The organism is Brevibacterium sp. p3-SID960, from assembly GCF_025144725.1.
GTDB lineage: Bacteria > Actinomycetota > Actinomycetes > Actinomycetales > Brevibacteriaceae > Brevibacterium.
This window is the reverse complement of the sequence record NZ_JALXKS010000044.1, coordinates 1-23,860: the sequence shown is the minus strand read 5'-3', so window position 1 is coordinate 23,860 and position 23,860 is coordinate 1. Positions and strand designations below refer to the sequence as shown.

The 23,860-nt window shown below is 63.3% G+C and carries 18 protein-coding genes and 1 pseudogene; 11 read left to right on the top strand and 8 right to left on the bottom strand.

Annotated features, from left to right (window positions below; translation table 11 throughout):
* On the top strand, positions 1–311 hold a 311-nt coding region (locus tag M3B11_RS11825), incomplete at its 5' end, for a DUF2550 domain-containing protein (protein ID WP_259877625.1).
* A gap of 96 nt (positions 312–407) precedes the next feature.
* Positions 408–1,766, top strand: a complete 1,359-nt coding sequence (gene murA, locus M3B11_RS11820) for a UDP-N-acetylglucosamine 1-carboxyvinyltransferase (RefSeq protein ID WP_259877624.1) — start codon at positions 408–410, stop codon at positions 1,764–1,766.
* A 51-nt stretch (positions 1,767–1,817) separates the two neighbouring features.
* On the opposite strand, the gene nucS is transcribed toward murA, so the two are convergent.
* Positions 1,818–2,513 (bottom strand): endonuclease NucS, encoded by a 696-nt coding sequence (gene nucS / locus M3B11_RS11815; RefSeq protein WP_259877623.1) that lies wholly within the window; start codon positions 2,511–2,513, stop codon positions 1,818–1,820.
* Between the two features lie 29 nt (positions 2,514–2,542).
* Here nucS and M3B11_RS11810 point away from each other — a divergent pair, with 29 nt between their 5' ends.
* Positions 2,543–2,845, top strand: coding sequence for a hypothetical protein (locus tag M3B11_RS11810; RefSeq protein ID WP_259877622.1), 303 nt, complete (start codon positions 2,543–2,545; stop codon positions 2,843–2,845).
* Between the two features lie 76 nt (positions 2,846–2,921).
* On the opposite strand, the gene M3B11_RS11805 is transcribed toward M3B11_RS11810, so the two are convergent.
* Complete coding sequence (locus M3B11_RS11805) at positions 2,922–4,502, bottom strand: cell division protein (protein WP_259877621.1); 1,581 nt, start codon at positions 4,500–4,502, stop codon at positions 2,922–2,924.
* 231 nt (positions 4,503–4,733) lie between these two features.
* Here M3B11_RS11805 and M3B11_RS11800 point away from each other — a divergent pair, with 231 nt between their 5' ends.
* From M3B11_RS11800 to M3B11_RS11790, 3 genes are read left to right on the top strand one after another with little or no spacing between them, the layout of a single operon-like run.
* The gene (locus M3B11_RS11800; RefSeq protein ID WP_259877620.1) at positions 4,734–5,921 is read left to right on the top strand and encodes an acetyl-CoA C-acetyltransferase; all 1,188 of its coding nucleotides are present in this window, start codon (positions 4,734–4,736) and stop codon (positions 5,919–5,921) included.
* A gap of 26 nt (positions 5,922–5,947) precedes the next feature.
* Entirely contained in the window at positions 5,948–6,127 is a 180-nt protein-coding gene (locus tag M3B11_RS11795) for a thiamine-binding protein (protein ID WP_396121567.1), read from the top strand.
* Between the two features lie 13 nt (positions 6,128–6,140).
* Positions 6,141–6,452 (top strand): thiamine-binding protein, encoded by a 312-nt coding sequence (locus M3B11_RS11790; protein WP_029362855.1) that lies wholly within the window; start codon positions 6,141–6,143, stop codon positions 6,450–6,452.
* A gap of 75 nt (positions 6,453–6,527) precedes the next feature.
* On the opposite strand, the gene M3B11_RS11785 is transcribed toward M3B11_RS11790, so the two are convergent.
* From M3B11_RS11785 to M3B11_RS11765, 5 genes and pseudogenes are all read right to left on the bottom strand, one after another.
* Positions 6,528–6,749, bottom strand: a complete 222-nt coding sequence (locus M3B11_RS11785; RefSeq protein ID WP_259877619.1) for a sigma-70 region 4 domain-containing protein — start codon at positions 6,747–6,749, stop codon at positions 6,528–6,530.
* Positions 6,750–6,956: 207 nt separating this feature from the next.
* The gene (locus tag M3B11_RS11780) at positions 6,957–7,535 is read right to left on the bottom strand and encodes a recombinase family protein (RefSeq protein WP_259877618.1); all 579 of its coding nucleotides are present in this window, start codon (positions 7,533–7,535) and stop codon (positions 6,957–6,959) included.
* Positions 7,536–7,573: 38 nt separating this feature from the next.
* A pseudogene (locus tag M3B11_RS11775) lies at positions 7,574–7,804 on the bottom strand (transposase); the annotation flags it as partial.
* A complete protein-coding gene (locus tag M3B11_RS11770; protein ID WP_259877617.1) occupies positions 7,789–9,216 on the bottom strand; it encodes a carboxylesterase/lipase family protein in 1,428 nt (475 codons plus the stop codon). The gene M3B11_RS11770 and the pseudogene M3B11_RS11775, both read right to left, overlap by 16 nt.
* A gap of 123 nt (positions 9,217–9,339) precedes the next feature.
* Positions 9,340–10,068, bottom strand: coding sequence for a hypothetical protein (locus M3B11_RS11765; RefSeq protein WP_259877615.1), 729 nt, complete (start codon positions 10,066–10,068; stop codon positions 9,340–9,342).
* Between the two features lie 295 nt (positions 10,069–10,363).
* On the opposite strand from M3B11_RS11765, the gene M3B11_RS11760 reads away from it, so the two are divergent.
* The 5 genes from M3B11_RS11760 (at position 10,364) to M3B11_RS11740 (ending at position 23,657) form a co-directional block, all read left to right on the top strand.
* Positions 10,364–15,157, top strand: coding sequence for a sacsin N-terminal ATP-binding-like domain-containing protein (locus tag M3B11_RS11760; protein ID WP_259877614.1), 4,794 nt, complete (start codon positions 10,364–10,366; stop codon positions 15,155–15,157).
* Positions 15,150–16,991, top strand: a complete 1,842-nt coding sequence (locus tag M3B11_RS11755) for a UvrD-helicase domain-containing protein (protein WP_259877613.1) — start codon at positions 15,150–15,152, stop codon at positions 16,989–16,991. The genes M3B11_RS11760 and M3B11_RS11755 overlap by 8 nt, the downstream gene beginning before the upstream one ends.
* On the top strand, positions 16,988–20,248 hold the full coding sequence (locus tag M3B11_RS11750; protein ID WP_259877612.1) for a helicase C-terminal domain-containing protein: 3,261 nt from the start codon (positions 16,988–16,990) through the stop codon (positions 20,246–20,248). Before M3B11_RS11755 ends, M3B11_RS11750 begins: the two co-directional genes overlap by 4 nt.
* 1 nt (position 20,249) lies before the next feature.
* Positions 20,250–22,406 (top strand): DUF1998 domain-containing protein, encoded by a 2,157-nt coding sequence (gene drmB / locus M3B11_RS11745; protein WP_259877611.1) that lies wholly within the window; start codon positions 20,250–20,252, stop codon positions 22,404–22,406.
* A gap of 75 nt (positions 22,407–22,481) precedes the next feature.
* Positions 22,482–23,657 (top strand): DNA cytosine methyltransferase, encoded by a 1,176-nt coding sequence (locus tag M3B11_RS11740; protein WP_259877610.1) that lies wholly within the window; start codon positions 22,482–22,484, stop codon positions 23,655–23,657.
* An 18-nt stretch (positions 23,658–23,675) separates the two neighbouring features.
* Here the strand turns inward: M3B11_RS11740 and M3B11_RS11735 are convergent.
* Positions 23,676–23,860: biotin carboxylase N-terminal domain-containing protein (locus M3B11_RS11735; RefSeq protein WP_259877609.1), on the bottom strand; the 185-nt coding region annotated here is incomplete at its 5' end.

The window sequence follows — 23,860 nt, the reverse complement described above, 5'->3', positions numbered from 1 at the left end:
GCTGGCGTTTGGGTGTGGCGGTCTTCACGATCACCTCACTCGACTGGTACCCGATCTTCAGCCTCACCCGGTCGCCGGCGGTGACTCTGCCGCGGCAGGACATGGAGATCATCCGGCGCGAAGAGCCGGACTCCGCTGAGCGCTATGCCGTCATGCCCGGTGCTGTCATCGTGACAGCCGCCTGCGTCGCAGCTGACGGCTCAACCCATCAGACCCGGCTGGCCCTCGACTACGAGGCGCTGGCCGCTCTGGCCTCCTGGCTCGAATCAGCGCCGCCGGGTTTCAACCGCACCGTCGGCCGTTTCACCTAGGCGGCCTTCGCGTCCTAGACTGATATGTCCTGCGGGGCTCAGCTCCGCAGGACTCTTCTCTGCCACCGCACCATCCGCCCGAGGAGGACCACGCTCATGGAGATCCTGTCCGTCAACGGACCGCACCGGCTCACCGGCGGCGTGACGGTACGCGGGGCGAAGAACAGCGCGCTCAAGCTGATGGCCGCCACCCTCCTGGCCCCGGGCCGGTCGTTGATCTCCAATGTGCCGCGCATCCTCGACGTCTCGATCATGAGCGAACTGCTGCGCCGCCTCGGCTGCGAGATCGACTATGACCCCGAGGCCGGGGTCATCGACATCGACGTGCCGGAGGAGCCGGGCATCCAGGCCGACTACGAACTCGTGCGCGCCATGCGCGCCTCGATCTGCGTGCTCGGCCCGCTCACCGGGCGGATGCGCGCAGCCCATGTCGCGATGCCCGGCGGCGACGCGATCGGCTCACGCGGCCTCGACATGCACCAGGCCGGGCTCGAGGCGATGGGCGCCAGCGCACGTCTCGATCACGGCTATTTCATCGCCGAAGCCCCAGACGGCCTGGCCGGCGCCGAGATCCACCTGCCGTTTCCATCGGTGGGTGCGACCGAGAACCTCCTCATGGCCGCCACCCTGGCTGAGGGCACCACCATCATCGACAACGCGGCCAAGGAACCGGAGATCATCGACATCTGCCTCATGCTCCAGGCGATGGGCGCGCAGATCTCCGGCATCGGCACCAAGACTCTGACGATCGAGGGCGTCGAGCGCCTGCACCCGGTCGAGCACCGGGTTGTCGGCGACCGGATCGTCGCCGGCTCATGGGCCTTCGCCGCAGCCATCACCGGCGGAGATGTCACCGTGCGCGGCATCGATCCGCTGCTGCTGCCGCACGTCTTCGAGCATCTGCGCGCCGCCGGCGCCGAGGTGTCGGTCCTGTCCGGCAGCGCGGACACCGAGGGCCTGGTCGCCGGGGTCGCGGCGGCGAATGAGCAGGGAGCCCAGAACATGGGCTTCCGGGTCGTGGGCCCGAGCCGACCGCACAGCATTCGCGTGGCCACCCTGCCGTTCCCCGGCTTCCCGACCGACCTGCAGCCCTTCGCTGTGGCCCTCAATGCGATCGCCGACGGGGTCGGCCTGCTGACTGAGAATCTGTTCGAGGCCCGTTGGCGCTTCGTCCATGAGCTCGCGCGCCTCGGTGCTGAGATCACCGTCGACGGCAACCATGCGCTCGTGACTGGCGTCAGCTCGCTCTCCGGGGCGGAGGTGGAGGCCTCGGACATCCGTGCCGGGGCCGCACTCGTCATCGCCGGCCTGGCAGCCGAGGGCCGCACCGAAGTCTCTGGGGTCGATCACATCGACCGCGGCTATGAGGGATTCGTCGAACAGCTCCAGGCACTCGGCGCAGACGTCGAGCGGGTCGACAAGCCCGAGCCCTTCGACATCGAGTCCCTCGCCTGAGCGGCGGCTGTCAGCGGCCCACCGGCTGGGGGAGCAGCGCCGCCTAAGCGCTCAGAACAGCCGTGAGTCCGGGTCATCCATTCCGCGCAGCGCATCGTAGTCGAGGACCACACAGCGGATCCCGCGGTCTTCGGCCAGTGTGCGTGCCTGCGGCTTGATCTCCTGGGCGGCGAACACACCGGTGACCGGGGCGAGGAGCGGATCGCGGTTCATGAGCTCGAGATAGCGGGTGAGCTGCTCGACTCCGTCGATCTCCCCGCGGCGCTTGATCTCGACTGCCACGGAGCCACCGGCATCGTCCTTGGCGAGGATGTCGACCGGCCCGATGGCGGTCATGTACTCCCGGCGGACGGTCGAGAATCCCGATCCGAGGGTCTCGATGTGCTCGGCCAGCAGCTCCTGCAGGTGCGATTCGACGCCGTCCTTGACCAGACCTGGATCGACTCCGAGGTCAGCGGAGATCTCATCGCGGATCTCCGCGATGCTGATGATGAGATGGTCGCCGGTCTTCTGGTGGGTGACCGTCCAGATCGCGGTGATGCCGTGCTCGGCCTGCTCGGCGCTGGGTTCGCTGATCGTCGTGGTGCACGGTGGGCTCATCCAGTTGAGGGGCTTGTAGGAGCCGCCGTCGGAATGGACGAGGACGCTGCCATCGGCCTTGAGCATAAGCACCCGGTCTGCCATGGGCAGGTGCGCCGTCAGCCGGCCAGCATAGTCGACACTGCACTTCGCGATCACTAAACGCACGGCATTACTGTACGTGAGACAATGGCGGCATGCCACGTTCGTCGTCTTCGCGCCGCGCAAACAAGTGGGCCCGGCCGCACCGCGAGCTGGGAGCCAGCCTGAATTCCGTGCCGCGGGCCGCCGAGGGACCCGACGGCACATGGGTCGTCCAGCAGGTGCGCGGCAGCAGTTCCGGCAAGGTCTACACGTGCCCCGGCTGCCTGCAGGACCTGCCAGCCCACATCGACCACATCGTCGCCTGGCGCTCGGAGGAGGAGTTCGGCTTCAACACCGGTGTCGGTGCGCGCCGTCACTGGCACAGGACCTGCTTCCGCAGCCGGCCGCCGCGCTGAACGGCTCCGCACCTATACCACGACGAAGGCGGGGACTTCCAATCGGAAATCCCCGCCTTCAGCTGTCGATAGGCGTTCAGCGCAGGCGGTTCGAGTTTCGCGACTTGCGGTTGAGCGAACCGCGATTGCCGCTGCCGGCAGCCTTTGAGCCCGAGGCACCGCCGGACTTCGAAGCGTTCGACCGCTGGCCGGCATTCACCTGTGCGCCGCCCTGGGTGGGCTTGGCACCGGGCTTCGCGGCTCCGGCCTGCGAATTGCCGGACGAACCGTCAGGACGGGTCTTCATCTCCTGCGTCTCGTCCTCGCTGATGACCTCAGCTTCCTCGATATCCTCACCGTCGCCATCGGCGCTGCTGCCGTCACCGTCCGAGGACTTCACGTCCTTCGCCGGCGTCGCTGCCGCATCGTCCTTCGCATCCTCGGCGGCGGTGAGCTCGGCTAGCTCATCATCAGAGGCGATCTTCTCCGTGGGCAGGGCCGCAGCAGCCTCCTGATCGGACTTGTCCTCGGTGAAGTCGACATCGTCGAACAGGCCGGGCGCTGCGAACATCGACCGCAGCTGCTCGAGCTGGGCGGTGATCGTGCGGCGCTGCTTGGTCAGCAGGTCGACCTGGGCCTGGGCGGAGGAGACATTGCGCTTGGCCTCAGCGGCCGACTCCTCGATCGTCGCCTCGGCAGTCGAACGTGCCTCGGAGATGAGATCCTGGGCGCGCTTACGGCCGTCGGCGATGATCTTGTCGGCCTTCTCGACCGCCTCCTTGCGGGTGCGCTCGGCACGCTCGGCCGCAGCCTTCGCGTCATCGTCGGCCTTCTTCGCCCGGGCCTGGGCTTCCTCGGTCAGCTTCCGGTGCTCGGCGGCAGCGGTGTCGAAGCGCTCCTTCTCAGCCGTTTCGGCCTTCCGGCGCTTATCGGCCAGCTCGACATCGAGCTCATCGGCAGCCTTGCGGATCTCCTCATCCTTGGCCTTGGCAGCGGCGAGGATCTCGTCGGCCTCCTTCTTTGCCTTCGCCCGAATGTCAGCGGCATCCTTCTCGGCGTCAGCACGCAGCTGCGCGACCTCGCGCTTGAGCGACTCACGCGACTCCTCAGCCTCCGTCGACGCGGTCGAGGTCAGCTGCTCGGCTTCGCGCTCGGCAGCGGTCTGGATCTCCTCGGCGCGCGTCTCAGCAGCCTGGATCGTCTCCTCGGCGCGAAGCTCGGCAGCCGAGCTGATCGCCTCCGCCTCGGAGCGGGCGTTGTTGAGGGTGTCGTTGCTCTCGGTGTGCATGCGAGCGCGCTGGCTGGCGGCGTCGGCACGAGCCTTGTTGCGGATCGTCTCGGCATCGGCGGTGGCCTGGGCGAGGGTTTCGCGGGCCTGTGACTCGGCGATCTTGAGCAGGTGGTCGATCCGGGAGCCGGGAGGGCCAGCTGCCTCTGCCTTGTCGCTTGCGGCATCCTTGAGCTGCTGCTTGGCCTCGGAGAGCTCTCCGGCGATCTGCAGCTTCGCCCGGTCGGCGCTAATGACCTGAGACCGCGCATCGGACAGTGCCTTGCGCAGGGATTCGATCTCGGTCCGCAGCTGGCCGATGCGCGCATCGACTTCGTTCTTCTCGTAACCGCGCATCGCGGTCCGGAACTCTTCGGGAGGCGTCACAGTCTTCGACTCCGTTTCATTCATTGCGTGAGAATTTCGGGGGCTTACCACCCACTCTACTCGCCGTACGCGCCAACATCCGTCTGAGGCCGCCATCTGAGCGGTGCAGGTCACACCACTGAGGGAATTCACAGCCGGCTACCCGGGATTCTCAGCAGCTGGACCCTCGACTAGGCTGGGTCTGTATCACGATATGTGGACTGCGGAGCCGAGGCCAGGACTGCCAGGACGGCCGCATCCGTCGAAGGAGGAATCATGACCGAAGCTGTGATCGTTGCTGGTTCGCGCACCCCGCTGGGACGCATGAGCGGAGCCCTCGGATCGCTGACCGCCATGGATCTCGGTGCCGAGGCGATCTCCGGGGCGCTGCACCGCGCCGGCGTCGAGCCCGAAGCCGTCGAGTACGTCATCATGGGTCAGGTCCTGCAGGCAGGCTGCGGTCAGGGGCCGGCACGCCAGGCCGCCGTCAAAGCCGGAATACCGATGTCGGTGCCGGCCATCACCATCAACAAACTCTGCCTGTCAGGCCTCAACGCCATCACCCAGGCGGCCATGCTCGTGCGTGCCGGAGAGTACGAGGTCGTCGTCGCCGGCGGCCAGGAGTCGATGACCAATGCCCCGCACATGCTGGAGAAATCCCGCGCCGGCTACAAGTACGGCACCGTCAAGGTCCGCGACCACATGGACTACGACGGCCTGTGGGATGCCTTCACCGACCAGGCGATGGGCGGGCTGACCGAGGACGCGAACAAGGGCGAGCGCGAGTTCAGCCGCGAGCAGCAGGACGCCTTCGCCGCGCAGTCCCACCAGCGCGCGGCAGCGGCATGGGAAGCCGGCCGCTTCGACGATGAGGTCACCCCGGTGACGATCACCTCGCGCAAGGGTGAGACCGAAGTGAGCCGTGATGAGGGCGTGCGCCCGGACTCGACGGCTGAGTCGATGGCCAAGCTGCGCCCGGCCTTCAGCAGGGAAGGCACCATCACTGCCGGCAACGCCTCGCAGATCTCCGACGGTGCCTGCGCGGTCGTCGTGATGTCCAAGGAGCGCGCCGAGCGTGAGGGCCTGGAGATCCTCGCTGAGATCCGCGCCCACGCCTGGACCGCAGGCCCGGACTCGACCCTGCAGCACCAGCCCAGCCAGGCGATCAAGGTCGCTGCCGGACGCGAGGGCATCCCGGCTGACGGCTTCGACCTCTACGAGATCAACGAGGCCTTCGCCGCTGTCGGCCTGGCGAGTGCCAAAGACCTCGGCATCAGCGAGGACAAGGTCAACGTCAACGGCGGTGCGGTCGCCCTCGGCCACCCGATCGGCGCCTCCGGTGCACGCGTGGCCCTGACGCTTGCACTCGAACTCAAGCGCCGCGGCGGCGGCACCGGGGTCGCCGCACTGTGCGGCGGCGGGGGACAGGGCGATGCCCTCGTGCTCTCCGTGCCGAAGAACTGATCAGCTGACACTCAGAGGAGGAACCCATGCTTGTCGCATTCTCCGTCGCTCCCACCGGCGACGCCGAGACCGGTTCGATGCACGAGGCCGTCGCCGCTGCGGTGAAGGTCGTGCGCGAGTCCGGCCTGCCCAACCGCACCGACTCGATGTTCACAAGTATCGTCGATCTAGGACATGGGTCTTTCATCCGGCCCGCAGGACTCTGAGGAGGGAACCGCCATGTTGCTTGCATTCTCCGTCGCCCCGTCCGGAACCGGCCGCGAAGATGGATCAGTCCACGATGCTGTCGCTGCCGCAGTGAAGGTCGTCCGCGACTCCGGTTTGCCCAATAGGACGTCGAGCATGTTCACCGAGGTTGAAGGTACCTGGGACGAGGTCTTCGGCGTGGTGAAGCGTGCTACAGAGGCCGTTGAGCCATTCGGCTCGCGGGTCTCCCTTGTCATCAAGGCTGATATCCGCCCGGGCTACGAGGGCGAGCTGGACGCCAAGGTCGAACGGCTCGAACAGGCGATCTCGGAGTCGGACGAGTAGCTACCGCTCCTGCATCCGTCCGGGACGGTGATCCTCAGCTGGACGTGCTCTCGATGGGATGGGCCTCCTCGTCCCTCATGACGAGGAGGCCCCCGCCTTTTCCTCGGATTCCACGCCGAGCACAGCCCCCACGGAGACGCCAGTGGTTGCTGCGATCTCGCGGATGGACTCGCCCTTTTCCCGACGGGCGAGGATGACAGTGCGCTTGTCGTCGTCGATCACCCGCGGCTGGTCACCGTCCTTGCCGCGCTTCCGTGCTACCTCCAGCCCGTTCTTCGACTTGCTCCCACCACGCATTCGCTTAGTGCGGCGTCGGCGCTGTTGTAGAACTACGAGCTACCGCTTGCCCTCGAACGGGTCCACGACGCTATGGACACCGTGAGTCGGGCATGCGAAGGCGATTCTGACTCCTTGCCCTTCTCCGGCATCGAACGGCTCCGGCTCACAGTCCGCTCCGCACTCGGCGCAGGTGCGGTACTCCTCGTCTGCCTGCTCGAACAAGGCTCAGACCCCCGTCTTCGTCTGACGCTCATGCGTGGCCACCACCCCGTGCACGGCTCCCACAGAGATACCAGTGGCTGCTGCGATCTCGCGGATGGACTCGCGCTTCTCTCGACGGGCGAGGATAACTGTGCGCTTGTCGTCGTCGATCACACGGGGACGGCCACCGACCTTGCCCCGCTTCCTGGCCGCCTCCAGACCGTTCTTCGTCTTGCGGACGATGTCGCGCCGACGATCCTCGGCAAGGGCCAGCGCCAGGTCGAGGATGAGGCTGCGCTCGGTGTGCTCGCCGGCCGCGATCCCTTCCAGCACCTTGACCGCGATGCCGCGCTCGAACAAGTCGGTGAGGACGATCAGACCTTCCAACAGGTTGCGTCCGAGCCGGTCGACCTCCTGGACCGTGAGCATGTCGCCGTCCCTCATGTACTCGATCGCCTCGCGGAGCCCTGGACGGGAATCGACATCGAGCTTGCCGCTGACCTTCTCCTCGAAGACCTTCACGCAGATCGGGTCAAGGGCATCGTGCTGCCGAGACGTCTCCTGCTTCTTCGTGCTCACCCGCACCAGGCCGACCAGCGCCATGACACCCTCCCGTTCAACATACGTGTTCATTAACCGGCTCATCGCAAAAGAGGGTGTAGTAGCGGTCGGAAGCCTCCGGTATCCAGCAACGCTCTGACGACGTAGTGGCCGAGATTCCGGAACCCGAGTGCGGTGCCTCGTAGATGCTCGAGTCGACCGTTGATCGCCTCGGTTGGCCCGTTGCTCGTGCCGGGCCGGTCGAAGTACGCGAGCACATCGGCAGCTCGACGTTTGAGAGTCCGGCCAAGAGTGGTCAGCTCCGACAGCGCTGCACCGCACGCCTTTCCGGCGTGTACGCCTCCCACCCCGGAGCCTCACCGTGGATGAAGGAGACCCACGCGCTGTGCATGGTGTCCGCAAGAGCCTGCGGGGCGTCGGGGCCCGTCAGTCGCTCAGCTCCCGGTGTGCCCAGCGTGTTGAAGAAGAACGGGATGTCGACGGAGTGCGCGGCACCCAGCGCACCGTCGAGCGCGCGGGACGTCCACGCGAACTCGTACATGTGCGGGGGTGGACCGCCAGCCTCATGCTGCGCCTCGGCCAGCCGGATGGCGGGTATGCGGAACATCCAGTCGGTCTGGAGCGCGGACAGCGTTGCTCCCGGGGTCGGATCCTGCTCGTCCTGATAGAGACCGCGGACGCTCGCATCGGCGGGGAGCCCGTACGACTGCGCGACACGGTCGAGCACGCCGTCCTCGATGCGGTCGATCGCACCACCGGGAGCCAGGAACAGTCGGTTCTCCTCCGTCGTCGTCCCCACGAGGAGTCGCACCGATGAGGCACTCCCCTGCCGAATTGCGTCGAGTGGCGCCTGCGGCAGCACGCTCCCATCGATCGACGGACTGAACGGCATGCCGTTCAGCAGCACCTCGCGGACAGACGCCGGGTCCGAAGTTGATCGGAGTCGTGCGTCGAGGGCTTCCTCGGCCGCGAGCAGGTCGTCGACGGCGACAGCACTGAATGCCTCGCGGTCCAGCTCCACTCCCACAATGTCAGCCAGAGTCGTCGACACGGCACGCGCAGTGGTTCGCGACAGCGCGTGATGGGCGGCGCCGCTCTCCAGGATCGCGGCCTCGAACAGCCCTGTGGCCAGCGGGCTGCCCAGCAGAGCGCCGATACTCATGGCACCCGCAGACTGTCCGGCGACCGTGACACGCGAGGGATCATCGCCGAATGCCGAGATGTTCTCCTGCACCCACGCAAGAGCTGCGATCTGATCGCGGATACCGATGTTGGCGGTCTCGTCTCCCACGTCCAGGAAGCCGAGCGCACCCACGCGATAGTTGATGGTCACGCAGACGACGCCGTTGCGAGCGAAACAGGTGCCGTCGTAGGTCGGGATGGATCCCGAACCCCCTACGAACGCGCCGCCGTGGATCCACACGAGCACCGGCGCGCTGCCGGCAACGTCCGGCGTCCACACGTTGAGGTTGAGCTGTTCGTCGCCGGCGATACGAGCGTCTCCAAAGATGGCGTCGAGCGGAGCTCGGTAGGGATTCTGCGTGACGGTGGCCCCGTACGGGGTCGCGTCTCGCTCACCCTGCCACTGCTGAGGCAGCTGAGCTGGGAGGAACCGGTTGGCCGCCGTCAACGGTGCGGCATACGGGATGCCCAGGAAGCGCGTCACCCCGTCGACCTCCGAGCCCCGGATGGATCCGTACTTGGTTGTCAGGGTCTGGCTCATGAGGTCTCCTTCGACCATTGACTATTTACTCGTACGCCGCCACCTGGGCGTTGACGCTCCTTGCGATTCGCTACCTGAGCTCAAGGCTACGAACAGACATTGCATACGCCTGGCCACTGACGATCATGTTTCAAGCGCAGACCGCAGAACGTCGACAGTCGTCCCTCGACCGCGATGAAGTATCCGATGACAATTTGAGCACACTGGAAGAACCTCCGAATCGTCGCCGCCCGCAGCCGCTGGCGACTCAGTGACGTGTAGTTCTATGTAGCCACGCCCTAATCGCCCATACGCTTGCTCGAAGTCGAAGCCACAAAGGTCGCAATCAAGGGAATCACCGCGGGAGACGATGGAACCGACGACAGTGGAGTGGGTTCGGCTGTCGACTGCGCAGACCGTCTCTAACACATCAAGTGTTTCGCTCTTCCGATGACACGATGCATCCGCCTCGGCGTCAAGCACTGCCGAGTACTTTCGATACAGCTTGTCGGCATCGCCGACCGCCGCGGTGCCGGCTCGAATCCGCTCGCGGAGCTCATTCGCCACCCGCTTCATCACAAGCCGGTCCTCGACGAAACGCTCGACGACCGGGATCTCCGAAGCCGATGTCCGCAGGCCTTTCCCGTTCCTTGCCGGGTGAGACGAAATAAGGTTGTTGGTCTTTCGCCCGATGCTGTTTAGAGAACGGAAGTTCTCGGGGCGAACAGCAACCGGATAGAACGTCGCCATACGGAGCAGGTCGGAGAGCTCTTCGACACCGGAGGTGCCCTTATTGACTGGCTTCCAGTCGCGATTGTCCGCGAAGTCGGCGGCGAGGATCATCTCCTCGACCGTCCACACAAGCTGCGCCACCTGATCTCCTTCAGAGCTTGGCAATGCCACCGTGCGTGCGATCTGACATGTGGTCACGCCCACAAGATGACCGGGTTGGTTTGACCGCATCAAGCCGCCCCGGCCCCTCGAACATCGTAGCGCCGTAACCCACCGCACCAAGACATCCGCTTCGCCAACCGAGCCGAGCACCCCGACTCGCGTGCGTCGAAAATCGGGATAGCATGGGAGGAAGGAGTGTGGCAGATGGCACAGTGAATCACGCGACATCGACTCACACGGCCTTAGTACTTTCATTGCGGAGAGAGGTGCCATCTTGACAACCGGCCTTCCCGAGGATCGACTGATCGACTTCCTCGAACGCGAGTACGAGTCAACGCTCGAGTCGTACCGCGCTCGCCCGGACAACATCCGCGAGAACGCCGGGCAGGAACAGGCCATCATCCAAGGTGGTTACGCGAGAAAGCAGATTCAGGAACTCGTCCAGAATGCGGTCGACGCACTGCGAGGCTCTCCCGGACGCATCCACGTCATCCGCGATGAATCCACCTTGTACGTTGCGAACGAAGGGAAGTCTTTCGACCGTAGCGGTGTCCGCACGCTCCTTCATTCCAACATGTCCGATAAGCGGGACAACCAGATCGGCCGATTCGGCCTCGGCTTCAAGTCCGTCCTCGAGGTTTCCGACCGGCCGCAGATCTTCACGGGCCTCGGCGCTTTCGGTTTCGATGCGGAGCGCAGCAGGCGCGAACTCGAGGAGATCCAACCTGGACTCGCCGACTACCCGATCCTCAGACTCCCGTACCCACTCGATGTCGACGCCGAGAAAACGGACGATGCGATCCTAGCCGAGCTTCTCGGATGGGCGTCGACTGTCATCAGGGTCCCCCTGAGGGAGAGATACACGTGGCTCGACGACCAGATCGTCAAGTTCCCCCATCAGTTCATGTTGTTCTCGGAAGCAGTCAACGCTTTCACTGCAGAGGTACGGACCGAAACAACGTACCGCGAGACGTGGGTCTCCGAGCGCGCACAGCACGGGGACGGGTCGATCATCCAGTTGAGTAGCGGGACCGCGAACGAGTCGTGGGTGGTCGCCCACACCGTCTTCACTCCATCCGAACGAGCCCGTCGTGATGCCGGGTCTCTGCATTCGCGCGATTCGCTGACAGTCCACTGGGCTGTAAAGCGCGGCACCTCCGGACGTGCACGGGAGCGCGGCGAGATCTGGAACCACTTCCCCACCGGGACAGTCACCACCATGCCCGGAATCATCAACGCGTCGTTCAAGATGAACGACGACCGCATGACGCTCCTCCACGGGGACTACAACGCGGAGATCCTCCGCGACTGCGTTCCCCGGTTGGTGACCAGCGTCATCCCACACCTCTACACAGAGTCAGACCCGGGTGCGCATCTCGATCGCATGCCGGCTCGTGGCCTCGAAGACGCACCGTGGTTCCGAGAAAACCTCATCGAACCGGTCACTCGGGCGATCGCCTTCGCGTCGTCGGTCCCCGACCTCCAGGGGGATCTCGCCCCACTGAGCGAGCTCTCGACCCGACCCAAATCACTCGATGAGGAGCCTGACCTGGTGAGCTCGTGGACTCAGAGGGCTCGAGAACAGGGCATCCGGACCTGGGTCCACGAGTCTGCACTGGACAGCCGATTCAGATCGGCGCTGGTCGATCGACTTCTCGAGATCAATGGTCAGCAGCGGAAAACGACCACCGAATGGATCGAAGGCCTCTCAGCTGAGGCCACCCGTCAAGGATTCGAGGCCGCGATCGTGTTCGCGGATGAATTCATGGCCAAGGCAAGCTCGTTCGCCGGTGAGATCCAACAAGCTCGCATCGTCCCGATGGCGGACGGTCACGTCGCACGCCTTTCCGGTCCCAAGTACTTCATCGACTCAGCAGACGACCGCCAGGACATCTCTGACAAGCCAGAGATCATCGACCCTCGCATCGCGTCTGATGGCGACGTCATCAGTGCACTTCGCAGATTCGGAGCGGCACTTCTCGACAGCATTGGTCGTCTCAAGCAGGTATTGGAATCCGCACTCGCCGACGCCTCCGACCACGAGAGCGCCGAGACCTTCTGGCGGATGGCTTCGAAGGCCGATCCCGACGCGGTCATCAAACTCATGCAACGCACAGACCCAGGCATGAACGTCCCTGTGCGGAATGCAGCAGGTGGCTGGATTCCGCTACACAAGGCGTGGACTGCAGGGCGACTCCTCCAGGCTGAGCGCTATGACGACAAGCAGCTCATCATCGATGGCTCGAACCAGTTCCTCACTGCCGCGGTCTGCAGGAAGCTCGGCGTACCGTCCGCTCTTCCCCAACCCGAGTATGTCTCAGCCGACAAGGCCGACGGAGGATGGTTCGACACTGCGAAGGATGGGATCCTCAAAGAACTGAAACGATCTCACGGTCCTGAGACGTCCCTGACGCTCGGCTCGAACATCACAGTCCCCCAACGTCCCAGACTCTGGGAACTCGCGGAGGCCAGTTCCAAAACTCGCCATGCCATCACCATGGAACTGCTGGCGTCTCCCCAACGACCGATCAGGCTCAAAGGTGAGGCGACGTACAGGGTCGATGGCCAGTTCTACAAGCAGGCGGAGGAAGGCCGCTACGCGCCACCGGACATCCTCTGGATCAAGAAACACGGTGTCCTCGATACCTCTTACGGGCTGTATCCGGCGGGTGCTTGCACAGGGCGTATCGAAGGTATCCCTGACGAGCTCCTACCGACTCCTACTGCGATCGATGATGAACTTTTCTGGCTCCTCGGGCTGCCTACGGAACTGTCTACAGCACAGTGGAGGAACATCCTCTCCAACGCAGAATCAGAGCTCGACTCCTCGTTGCTCCCGGACCTTTACGGACACGCCGCCAAAGCCGGCGTCCGGGCTCCTGTCGATCTTCGCGGACTCCACGGGGCGATGGGCAATTACGCAACCGTTCCTGCAGAGGCTTGCGTCGTCACGACTGACGCTGACTCACAGGAACATCTCTTAGAGCACTCGTCCGCCGTCGTTCTCACACCGACGACCGTTGAACTCGCCGAGGTGCTCGAAGACAAGTGGAAGCTGAAGTACCTTCGTATCCACTTCACCACACGTATTGACGCAGATGCGCTGGAGCGCGAGGGAAAGCCCGAACGCATCCGAGACCGCTTCCCCTACCTCGCGGAACTGGAAAGCAAGGTAAGGAAGCGTAACCAATACGAGCTCCTTCCCTGCTCGTCACTCCGCTATGTGACAGAGAATGATTTCGACGACGTGATATCAGCGGTCGACCAAGCAGCGGTCTTCGACATCGAGAGCAAGCGCCTCTACTACCGCAAGTCACTCCGCTCGTCTGCACTGATCAAGCACATCCTCGAGTACGTCGGCTCCCCTCTCTCCGTCCGCGAAGCCGAGGAACGGATGAAGGAGACTGCAGCGCAGGAGAAGCTTCACGACTTCTGGGATGAGCTGAAGGAGAAGGAGTCAGACGAAGAGCGGGTCCGCCTCCTCCTCGGCGACGACGGCATCCGTTCACTCGTCCCCGACTCGGCTGTGGAGCTCCTGACAGCCGAAGGGGAGCCGGTCACACCGACTACCCTGTTCAGCCTCGCTCAGAACATCCACGGTTCCGATCTCTGGAGACAGATCCTCGGCCGACTCCCAGATGATGAGGGAAGCGCACGGGAGTGGGCGAAGGACGCCCGGACCCGGGATCTCACCGAACTCGGTTTCAGCGAAGACATGTTCCGTGTAGTCGAGCCAAAAAAGCCTGCGCGCGAAGAGTTTCCTGGCCCCGTTAGCCTCCCGAGATTGCACGCATTCCAGCGATCGACATCACGAAAGATCCTCAAGGTCCTCAAGGCGAAGCCCGGTAGCAACAAGGCGATCGTCCAGCTTCCCACAGGTGCAGGGAAGACCCGCGTCGCGGTCGAGAGCCTCATCACCCATGTCAGTAAGTCGAATGCGGAGAACAACCGCATCGTGTGGATCGCCCAGTCAGAGGAACTCTGTGAGCAGGCCGTCGAAGCATGGGGCTCTGGTTGGCAGGGCCTGGGGATCCCCGGCGAGCGCCTTGTCGTGAGCCGGTTGTGGGACGGCCGGAGTGTGGAAGAGGAATCGTCCGCACTCCACGTCGTGGTCGCGACGATCCAGACCCTCACCCGGATCGCGTCGGCTAAGGACGACACCACGACGGCGGTCAAGTACGCGTGGCTGAAGGACCCAGACGTCGTCGTCATCGACGAAGCTCACGGTGCTACGACGCCGAGCTACACGACCGTCCTAAGATGGTTCGGCCGCTCGACGACGCAGAAGGGCAAGCCGCTGCTCGGCCTCTCCGCGACCCCCTATCGCGGTACCAGCGAAGTCGAGACCCAGCGACTCGTCAGCCGCTTCGGAGGCACGCTGATCGAGCCGGATGAGTTCACTGCGGAATCTGCGCACACCTATCTCCAGGACCATCAGATCCTTGCCCACGTAGTACAAGAAGAGCTCGAGGGAACGACGCTGAAGCATCAGGGCGCACTCGGCAACGGGCGAGGAAGAAGTGGTGGTGGATCGTCAGCAGACGAGAGGCAGAACTTCCTCGAAAAGCGGATCGACCTCGACTCCGTCGCGTCCGACCTGCTCAGAAATCGGACGATCATCCAGCATCTGACGGCGAACCTCGATCACATCGAGCATGCGATCGTCTTCGCCGCGTCGGTCGAGCACGCCCAAGCACTCGCGGCGGTCCTCCAGACGAAGGGGATCGAGGCGGCAGCGATCTACGGAGGCACCGACCCCGCACGGCGCCGATCCCTGGTGCGACGGTTCCGCGATGGTGAGATCAAAGTCCTCACGAACTTCGACGTCTTGAGTCAAGGATTCGACGCACCGAAGGTCGACGCCATCTATCTCTGCCGACCCACGTTTTCTCCCAACAAGTACATCCAGATGATCGGGCGAGGGCTCCGCGGTCCGAAGAACGGTGGCTCCGACGAAGTCTTGATCGTCAACATCAGAGACAACCTGGACAACTTCGGAGATTCGCTCGCCTACACCGAGTTCGCCTACCTCTGGGACGAGCAGTCCGCCGAGGTAGCGGATGCGTGACGCACCCGACCTCGACGACAGCCAGCTTGCCGTCGCTGAAGCGGACGTAGACGAACGCTTGCTCGTCACCGCCGCCGCGGGCCAGGGCAAGACTGAGGTCGTTGTCAGCCGACTGGAGCACCTAGCCGATGAAGGCGTCTCCATCCTCGACGACGTCCTCGTCCTCACCTTCTCGCGCGCGGCCGTGGACGCAGCACGCCGACGGCTCACCGCTGCTGGACTGTCGCAGGCGCGCATCAGCACCTTTGATTCCTTCGCCTCGGCCGTCCTCGTCGAAGTCGGTGGGATCGAGACGACACATGGGTTCGAGCACAGGATCCGCCTCGCCACAGAAGCACTCCGTACCGGGGAGTTTGACGTCTCGTACCTCGAGCACGTGATCGTCGACGAAGCACAAGATCTTGTGGGGGACCGCGCTGAACTTGTGCTCGCGCTGATCGCGGCAGCCTCCGATGCAGGGTTCACGATTCTCGGCGACCCGCTCCAAGCGATTTACGACTTCCAGTTGGAGTCGAACACATCGCATTCCAAGCGCACCTCAGCCGGACTTCGTCAGATCCTGATCGACGAACATGGCGCAAGACCGACCGCGTTGACAGAGCACTACCGCGCGGAGTCGACCCGCATGCACGACCTCATCGCGGTCGGCGATGCACTGAGAGACATCAGTCCTACCGACGCAACCACAATCGATCAGGCATTCGACCTCCTCACCGCATTCCGCGAGAAATCTGGCGGTCGCCGGTACACCCGCCCCAGCCTCCAATCCCTCACCGGTCTGCTGTGTTGGGACACAGAGGACGACGAGACCACGGCAGTCCTCACTGCCACGAACTATGCGGCGCTTCGTGTCTCCGAAGAGCTCGACGAGCTCGGTATCCAGCACACGGTGCGTCCGCGTGCACAAGAGATCGGCATTGCCCCCTGGGTCGCGTCGACACTTCACTCACTGCAACCACGGAAGTACTCACGACCCGAGATCGAGGATGCACTCGCGTCAGGAGGATCTTCCGTTCCGTCAGACGGGTGGTCGCGACTTAAAGACGTCGAAGATGACCGTCGCGACCACACCACCCTCGACGTCGGCGCATTGAACAGGCGCTTGCGGTCCGGTGCGGTCCCATCGCCGCTTACTTCGCCCACCCAGCTTCCCGTCACGGTGAGTACCGTCCACAGGGCGAAGGGGCTCGAGTTTGACCACGTGATCGACATGGTGCCGAAGCCAGGTGACGAAGGTCCTGGTGCGCGTACGTGGCCGAACCTTAGAAGGTCCTACGTCGCCTCGAGCCGTGCACGTGAGTCGCTGTATCTCGTCGAGGCGCCCACGATCGAAAGAGGTTTCGCGAAGTTCGTCCAGGAACGTTGGGTCGAGCATGTGTGCACAAAAAACAGGCCACGCCCCGTTCGCATGGAGCTGCTCTACGCCGACGTCAACACCGAACTGCCACCTCGTTCAACAGCACTCGGAACGGTCGAGACTCTCCGGTATCTCGAGCAGAGCGTCGCACCGGGAGCTGCAGTCGACTTCGTCCTCGCGCCCCACTCGAAGCAATCATTGAAGCCGGACTACTTCATCGAAGACGAATCTGGCACTGTTCTCGGGCGGGTGTCGGAGGCGTTCACCGACGCACTGGCCGCACGCCTCATCTTCGGCAAACCACCGAACTGGCCTGAGCGCCTGACTGGAGCCCGTGTGAGTTCCGTGGAGACCGTCGCCGGCCTCCCCTCAGAGACCAATGGCCACGGGAGTCCAAGTGGGTTCTGGCTTGTTCCTCGATTGTCCGGCCTCATCCGACCGCATTGGGATCGCGAGAAGAAAGCAGGAAGATCATGACTGACACGTCGTCACCGACGCTTGAGGAGCGGTACGCGTTCCGTGATCGCATTGTTGACGCACTCACGACAGATCTCATGGGCCCCTCGGCGTTCGATGAGGTCCTCGATGAAGCACCCCTCAGCCGCTATGTCACCGGGATCCTCTGGCCGCCTGCGGAACCGAGCGCCGCGGCCAGTGATACAGAGAATTCTCCAGCGGGCCTCGACGATCCGACCAGCGCCGACGCGAGCGACCCTGAACCCGATCTTGGTGTTGCCGACTCTCGCCGTACCACGCCCTCGAGCATGGGGATCACCTTTACCGTCGACCCACAGCGCGCAAAGAGTATCGAGCTTCAAGCCACTGCTGCTCGTTACCTGCCAACGGGCTCTGCTAGTGCCGACGGGTCAACGAGTAATGTCTCGTGGACACGGGAAGAACCAGACATTCAGCCAGTGATTATCAACCTGGATACTCGTGAACGTCAGCGTCAGACGTCACCGTTGGTTGCCAATGGTCTCGACTTGTTCCTTCTCGTCCGCGACCCAGACACCTCGGGTTACGTCACTATCACCGCTGTAATAAGGAACACGACTCGGAAATCTGGTGCCAGCGGGCGAAAAGACGAGCACTCCTGGTTCCAGGTCGGCCTGGAGGCTACGACCTCGACGCCTGCCATCGTTGATCGGACCAAATCACGCCATCACCTGTCGGATGACCCGGACCTCACGTCGTCCGCTCTGCTCTACCGGGATCAGCGCTCTTTCGCGATCGGCCACGGGTGTTCAGCCGACTGGAACAGCACACACGACACGTTTGCGGCCTCGGTGCGGTCCACGTTTGTCCCTCGTTCTCGAGTGGCCCGTGCGCAGCCTGGCGACGCAGGAGCCGACCTGAGCCTCCACACGATGTCCTCGGGTAAGCGCACCGAGGTCCTTGCGCAACTCAACTCGTTGAGCGACGAGTACGAGGCCTGGATAAACCAGAAGAAGAAGGACGTTTCGGACGCCGACTCACCCTCGTGGGTGCCTGAAGATTTACGTGCGGTCGCCGCTTCCCACCTCGACGACGCAACGGTCGCCCTGCGACGGATGCGCAACGGAATCCGGCTCCTCGAAGAGGACGACGTCGCATTCGACGCATTCACTATGGCGAACAAGGCGATGCACATGCAGCGTGCACGGCAGGACTGGATTCGCCGAGGCGCCCAGGGCGAGTTCACGCTGTCTACACAATCGTGGCGCCCGTTCCAGCTTGCGTTTATCCTCATCAACCTGCCATCCACAACGGACCGTCAGTCGGACGAACGTGACATCGCGGATCTTCTCTGGTTCCCCGCTGGCGGAGGCAAGACTGAGGCGTATCTGGGATTGATCGCGTATCTCATCTTCCTTCGACGCATTCGGGACCCGCGTGTTGAAGGGACCGCAGTCCTCATGAGGTACACGCTGCGATTGCTCACTATCCAACAATTCGAGCGAGCCGCCATGTTGATCTGCTCGCTCGAGTCAGTGCGGCGTGAACGGCCCGACATCCTAGGCGATCGGACCTTCGGTATTGGGCTGTGGGTGGGTTCCGGCTCGACGCCGAACACCGTCGATGCGGCACGCGTCGCCCTCCGCAAACTCAGAAATGGCGACACTGTTGAGCAGGGCAATCCGATGCAGCTCCAAGCATGCCCCTGGTGCGGCGCTCGATTGGACGTGTCCGCCTACAGTGTCACCAAAGGTCCGGACTCGGTCACTATCCACTGCCCCAATGTCGAATGCGACTACCATGCGGGCAGCGGCATCCCCGCTCACGTCGTCGACGAGGACGTCTACAGAGTCCGACCTGAACTCGTAATCGGCACGGTAGACAAGTTTGCTCGAATGGCGTGGGACGGATCGATCAGCGCACTCTTCGGCCACACCGAAGCGACTGATATCGGACCGGACCTCATCATCCAGGATGAGCTGCACTTGATTTCCGGCCCGCTTGGGTCGACGGTCGGCCTTTTCGAGTCCGCTGTCGACATATCTGCAGGCAGAACGAATGAGTCGGGCCAGTTGGCGCGCCCCAAGCTCGTGGCCTCGACGGCGACGATCCGTCGTGCAGATGCCCAGATCAAAGCTGTGTTCAACCGAACTTCCCGGTTGTTCCCACCCCCGGGCATAAATCCAGACGAGTCTTTCTTCGCTCGACCTGCAGAAAGCAGCGAGCTGGGTGACCGCGAGTACATCGGAGTCATGGCACCGGGAACATCGCACGCCACCCTCCTCGTTCGGACCTACGCCTCACTTCTCCACACTGTCGCCGCGGCAAATGATGTCTCTGATGAGATCAAGGACCCGTATTGGACGCTGATCGGGTACTTCAACTCGCTTCGAGTCCTGGGGTCCGCTTACCTCCAGGTGCATGACGACGTGTCGTCCCGGCTGGACCTCCTCGCGTCTCGTGACGACTTGCCGGAACCCCGTCGAGTGAGAGCAGAGGAGCTCACCAGCCGTCGCCCGGGGAGCGAAATTCCTGTGACTCTCAAACAGCTTGAAGCTGGGCTGGGTTCCGAGGAAGATCCTCTGGACGTCGTCCTCGCTACAAACATGATCTCTGTCGGACTGGACGTCGATCGGTTGGGCCTAATGGCTGTCGCGGGACAGCCGCCGTCCAGCTCGGAGTACATCCAGGCGACGAGCCGTGTGGGCCGCAAATACCCAGGTCTCGTCGTCAATATCTTCAACAGTATGAAGTCTCGAGACAGGTCCCACTACGAGTCGTTCCGCGACTTCCACGGAAGTCTGTACCGAGCGGTCGAGGCGACAAGTGCAACACCTTTCGCCGCCCGTTCGCGCGATAGGGCACTCCACGCAGCTTTGGTCGCATCTCTCCGCATGGTGTCCGAGGAGTTCCGCGGGGAGGCAGGAGCGGCTGCGTTCCACAGCACTCATCGGGCAGTAGAACTGGTCCGTGACCAGATCCTCGCGCGAGTACACGCCGTGGCAACAGACGATAGCCACGACTACGCCGCGACGCAGAAGGACCTCGGGAATCTCATCGCCACATGGGAGCGAGCCGTGTCGGAGAAGGTTGTCGAGGTCTATCACGACCGCAAGGACCCCCACCGTGCCCTTCTCATCGATGCGACGATGGCTTTGACCACAGACGACATTGACATTGATTCCCGTTCACGCACACCGTGGCCGACTCCCCAGAGCATGCGTGACGTCGACGCGGAGACTCGCCTCGCACCCCTGCGGAGACAGAAAGTCCGCACCGATACCGAAAGCGAGGGCTGACATGGCTTCTCCGCAGATCCGCGCTCGGCGGTCGCAGCTGATCTCGACATACGGAGTGGGAAGTCTCTTCCCTGCTGAGAATTCGAGCTATCTCATCATGGGACTCCACCACTGGGACACTGCTGAGATGGTGTCGGTGCCCGAACCACGCTTGGCCCGTCAATTGAGGGTACGTGAGCTCAAAGCACCTCCCACGACGCCTGACGACCGTAACCGTCCGAGCGTGCCCGTCTGGCTGTTTCCCAGCATTCTTGTCTGTCCAGCGTGTGATGCCCTGGGGACCACGCAGCAGCTCCGATCTCGTCGGACTGAGACACGATGCGGCGTCTGCGGCGAGAAACGCGACCTCATCCCCTCCCGATTCGTCACTGCATGCAAGGGCGGTCATCTCGCCGACTTCCCGTACTTCGAGTGGGCTCATTCACGCAGTCCGGACCCGCAATGGTGGCGAACGTCCTACCCCGAAGGTGATCCTCGCAAGGCACCGGAGTCAGCGCACGTTCTCCGCTTGGAGTCGCGCGGCCGAACATCAGCGCTGTCTGATCTCTTGGTCGTATGCAGCTGTGGGGCCAGCAACGACCTCGAATACGCCTTCTCTCCCCAAGGAATGAAGCACTATCGATGCACCGGCGAACGTCCGTGGCTCGGCTTCGAGTACACGGAACGGGATTGCGCGCACAGTCGGGTGACGGTGCAGCGTGGTGCGTCAAACGTGTGGTTTGGTGCCTCAGCATCAGCTATCTCCATCCCGTCGCATGCAGAGAAGCTGGATGCGCTCGTCAGATCAGAGTTCTCGACGCTTCGCCACATCCCACGCGCGAGCCTTGAAGCCGCCGTGCAGGAGAACCATGATGTGACACTCGAGATTCTGCTGCAGAAGCACTCTTCCGACTATTCAGTGGCTGCTCTCGCACGCCAAGCGATCTTCGCTCTGTACCCGGATGAGGCACCACCTCAGTCGGAAGAAGAGTTCCGACTCGACGAGTTCCGTGCAATCGTCCATGGGTCGGAAGACTCTCCTGGCCGCCAGTTCGTCTCCGTGCCAGCGCCCGTCCCTGGAGAACACTCCTCGTGGATCACTGAGGTTCGGCGCGTGACCAGACTCCGGGAAGTGCGCGCCCTACATGGCTTCTCGCGTCTCGTAGCTCCAGAGCGCGAAGCGGAGCAGGGAGATGAAGACAATGTGGCGATTGCTCCGCTGCGACCAGACGACGACTCGTCGTCCTGGCTCCCCGCCGTCGAACTGCTGGGAGAGGGCCTGTTCCTCGCTATTGATCAGGCAGTCATCGCAGAGTGGGCGAACACTTCCTTTGCTCGAAGCAGGACCGCCTTACTCGAGCGCAATGCCCATGTGACACGCAGAGAAGGCGCCGTAGTTGGCGACGTCGACATCACTCGCCTCGCGCTTCATTCGCTGGCTCACTCCCTCATTGACCAACTGGCGTTGGACGCGGGATACCCAGCTTCGTCACTCCAAGAACGCCTATACGTGGGCCCAGAGATGGCCGGAGTCCTCGTCTACACCGCGTCATCTGACTCCGCCGGAAGCCTCGGCGGCGTCGCTGCCATGGCGGATCCGGACCGTCTCGGAAGCGCGATCAGTGAAGCAGAAGCACGTCTATCGTGGTGCTCTGCTGATCCCGTTTGCATCGAGTCGACAGGAAGCGGTGTGGCTGGATCCAATCTCGCCGCTTGCCACAATTGCATTCTCCTCCCTGAGACCAGCTGCGAGCATTTCAACACTGGCCTTGATCGGGGGACGGTTTTCGGCACGCCCGAAGAGCCCTATGCGGGGCTAATCGCTTTTGCGAGGGCACGAGCAGAGACCGTCGCACAGCCATCAGCCGCACCGCAAGGAACACCTCCTCCTGCGCTCATTACCGACAAGGGCTGGGGAGATCTGTGGTCGTCCCATCCGGAATTCCGCTCACTCATCGAGATCCTCGCCGAGGAAGACGCGGTACTTCCGGTGCGGGACAGCACGATCGGGGACGCCGCGGTCCGGTCAGAGTTGGTGTGGCCGGAAGCGAAGATCATGGTGACTGTCAGCGATGTAGACACCGCATCAGATGATTCCGACGGTTGGACGGTCTACACTGTCGACGAGTGGGACCCTGGCGAGCTCGCCGACCACATCCTCGACGAGCTGGAGAGCTGAGGTCTCAACTTTCGGGGATCCCCAGTCACCGGGATAGGATCCTTGTTCTATACGAGCGTGGAAAGGTGGAGTGTGATGACCGAGCGATTCCGTGTCATCGACCTCTTCGCCGGCGCTGGAGGCCTCACACAGGGATGGCACAACGCCGCCGTCAGCGAATCAGTCGACACTCACCTGACGGCGGCGGTGGAGTTCGACCGGTTCGCGGCTTCGACCTACGGTGCGAACTTCGGTCAGGAGGCGACTTTCGCGCTGCCCATCGAAAGCTGGCTGGAGTCAGCTGGCGAGATCGGCGCCGACGTGATCCTGGGCGGACCTCCATGCCAGGGCTTCTCTGCGCTGGGAAAGCGCGACATCGACGACCCTCGGAACACTCTTTGGCGCGCCTACGCGGAGACAATCGTCCGGGCGAATCCCACGTACTTCATCATCGAGAACGTGCCACCGTTCTTGAAGTCGGTCGAGTTCGAATCGCTCAAGACCACGACGGAGCCCGGCGGGCTACTGGCGGACTACAGACTTGAACCGTTCGTCGTGACTTCTGCTGACTACGGTGCCTTCCAGAACCGCCGTCGGGCCGTCGTCATCGGCAGTCACAAGTCTGTCGACCCTGTTGGGCTCCCCGCCACTACGCACCACGATCGATGGCTGACAGTTCGCGAGGCGTTCGAGGGAATCCCCGAGCGGTCCGTCGGCTACGAGCTTCCAGACTGGTCGACCCAGGCGGGCCTGCCAGGCCCGTTCCGGACGGACGAACTCCACTTCGGCCGCAACTACTCAGACCTCTCTCTCAAGCGCTTCGCTCACATCCCCAAGGGTGGGAACCGACACGACCTTCCTGACGACCTGCTGGCCAACTGCTGGCGGGGTAACCGTCGCGGTGCATCAGACGTTATGGGGAGGCTGCACTGGGACCGGCCGTCGGTGACGATCCGGACCGAGTTCTTCAAGCCAGAGAAGGGACGGTTCCTCCACCCAGAGCAGCCACGGGCCATCACCCATTTTGAAGCCGCCCGCCTTCAGGGATTTCCCGACGACTTCATGTGGGTGGGGAAGAAGACGGACATCGCCCGCCAGATTGGGAATGCAGTCCCTGTGCAGCTCGGGGAAGCACTGTCCCGTCACATCATCAAACATGCACTTGGCAGAGCGACAGCTTCAACGGCGATACGGACGGTCCCCGTCGACGCCGTGCTTACTCCCAACCCTGCGTTGTTCGAAATTGGAGACTTGGAACCATCTATTCGATGACCGTCCAAGTGTTGTGGGTCATGACGCCTTCAGCACCGCGTGGTGTGCGTGACGGATGTGCGCATCGTCGACTGACACGGAGATCACGGCTCCCGTCATCCCCGCCGCGCGCACAGCATCGATGAGCCGGACTGCGATCTCCCCGCGGTTGGCCACGAGAACAGTCGACTTGAGGACTCTCCACCATTTGGGGGGCTCATCGT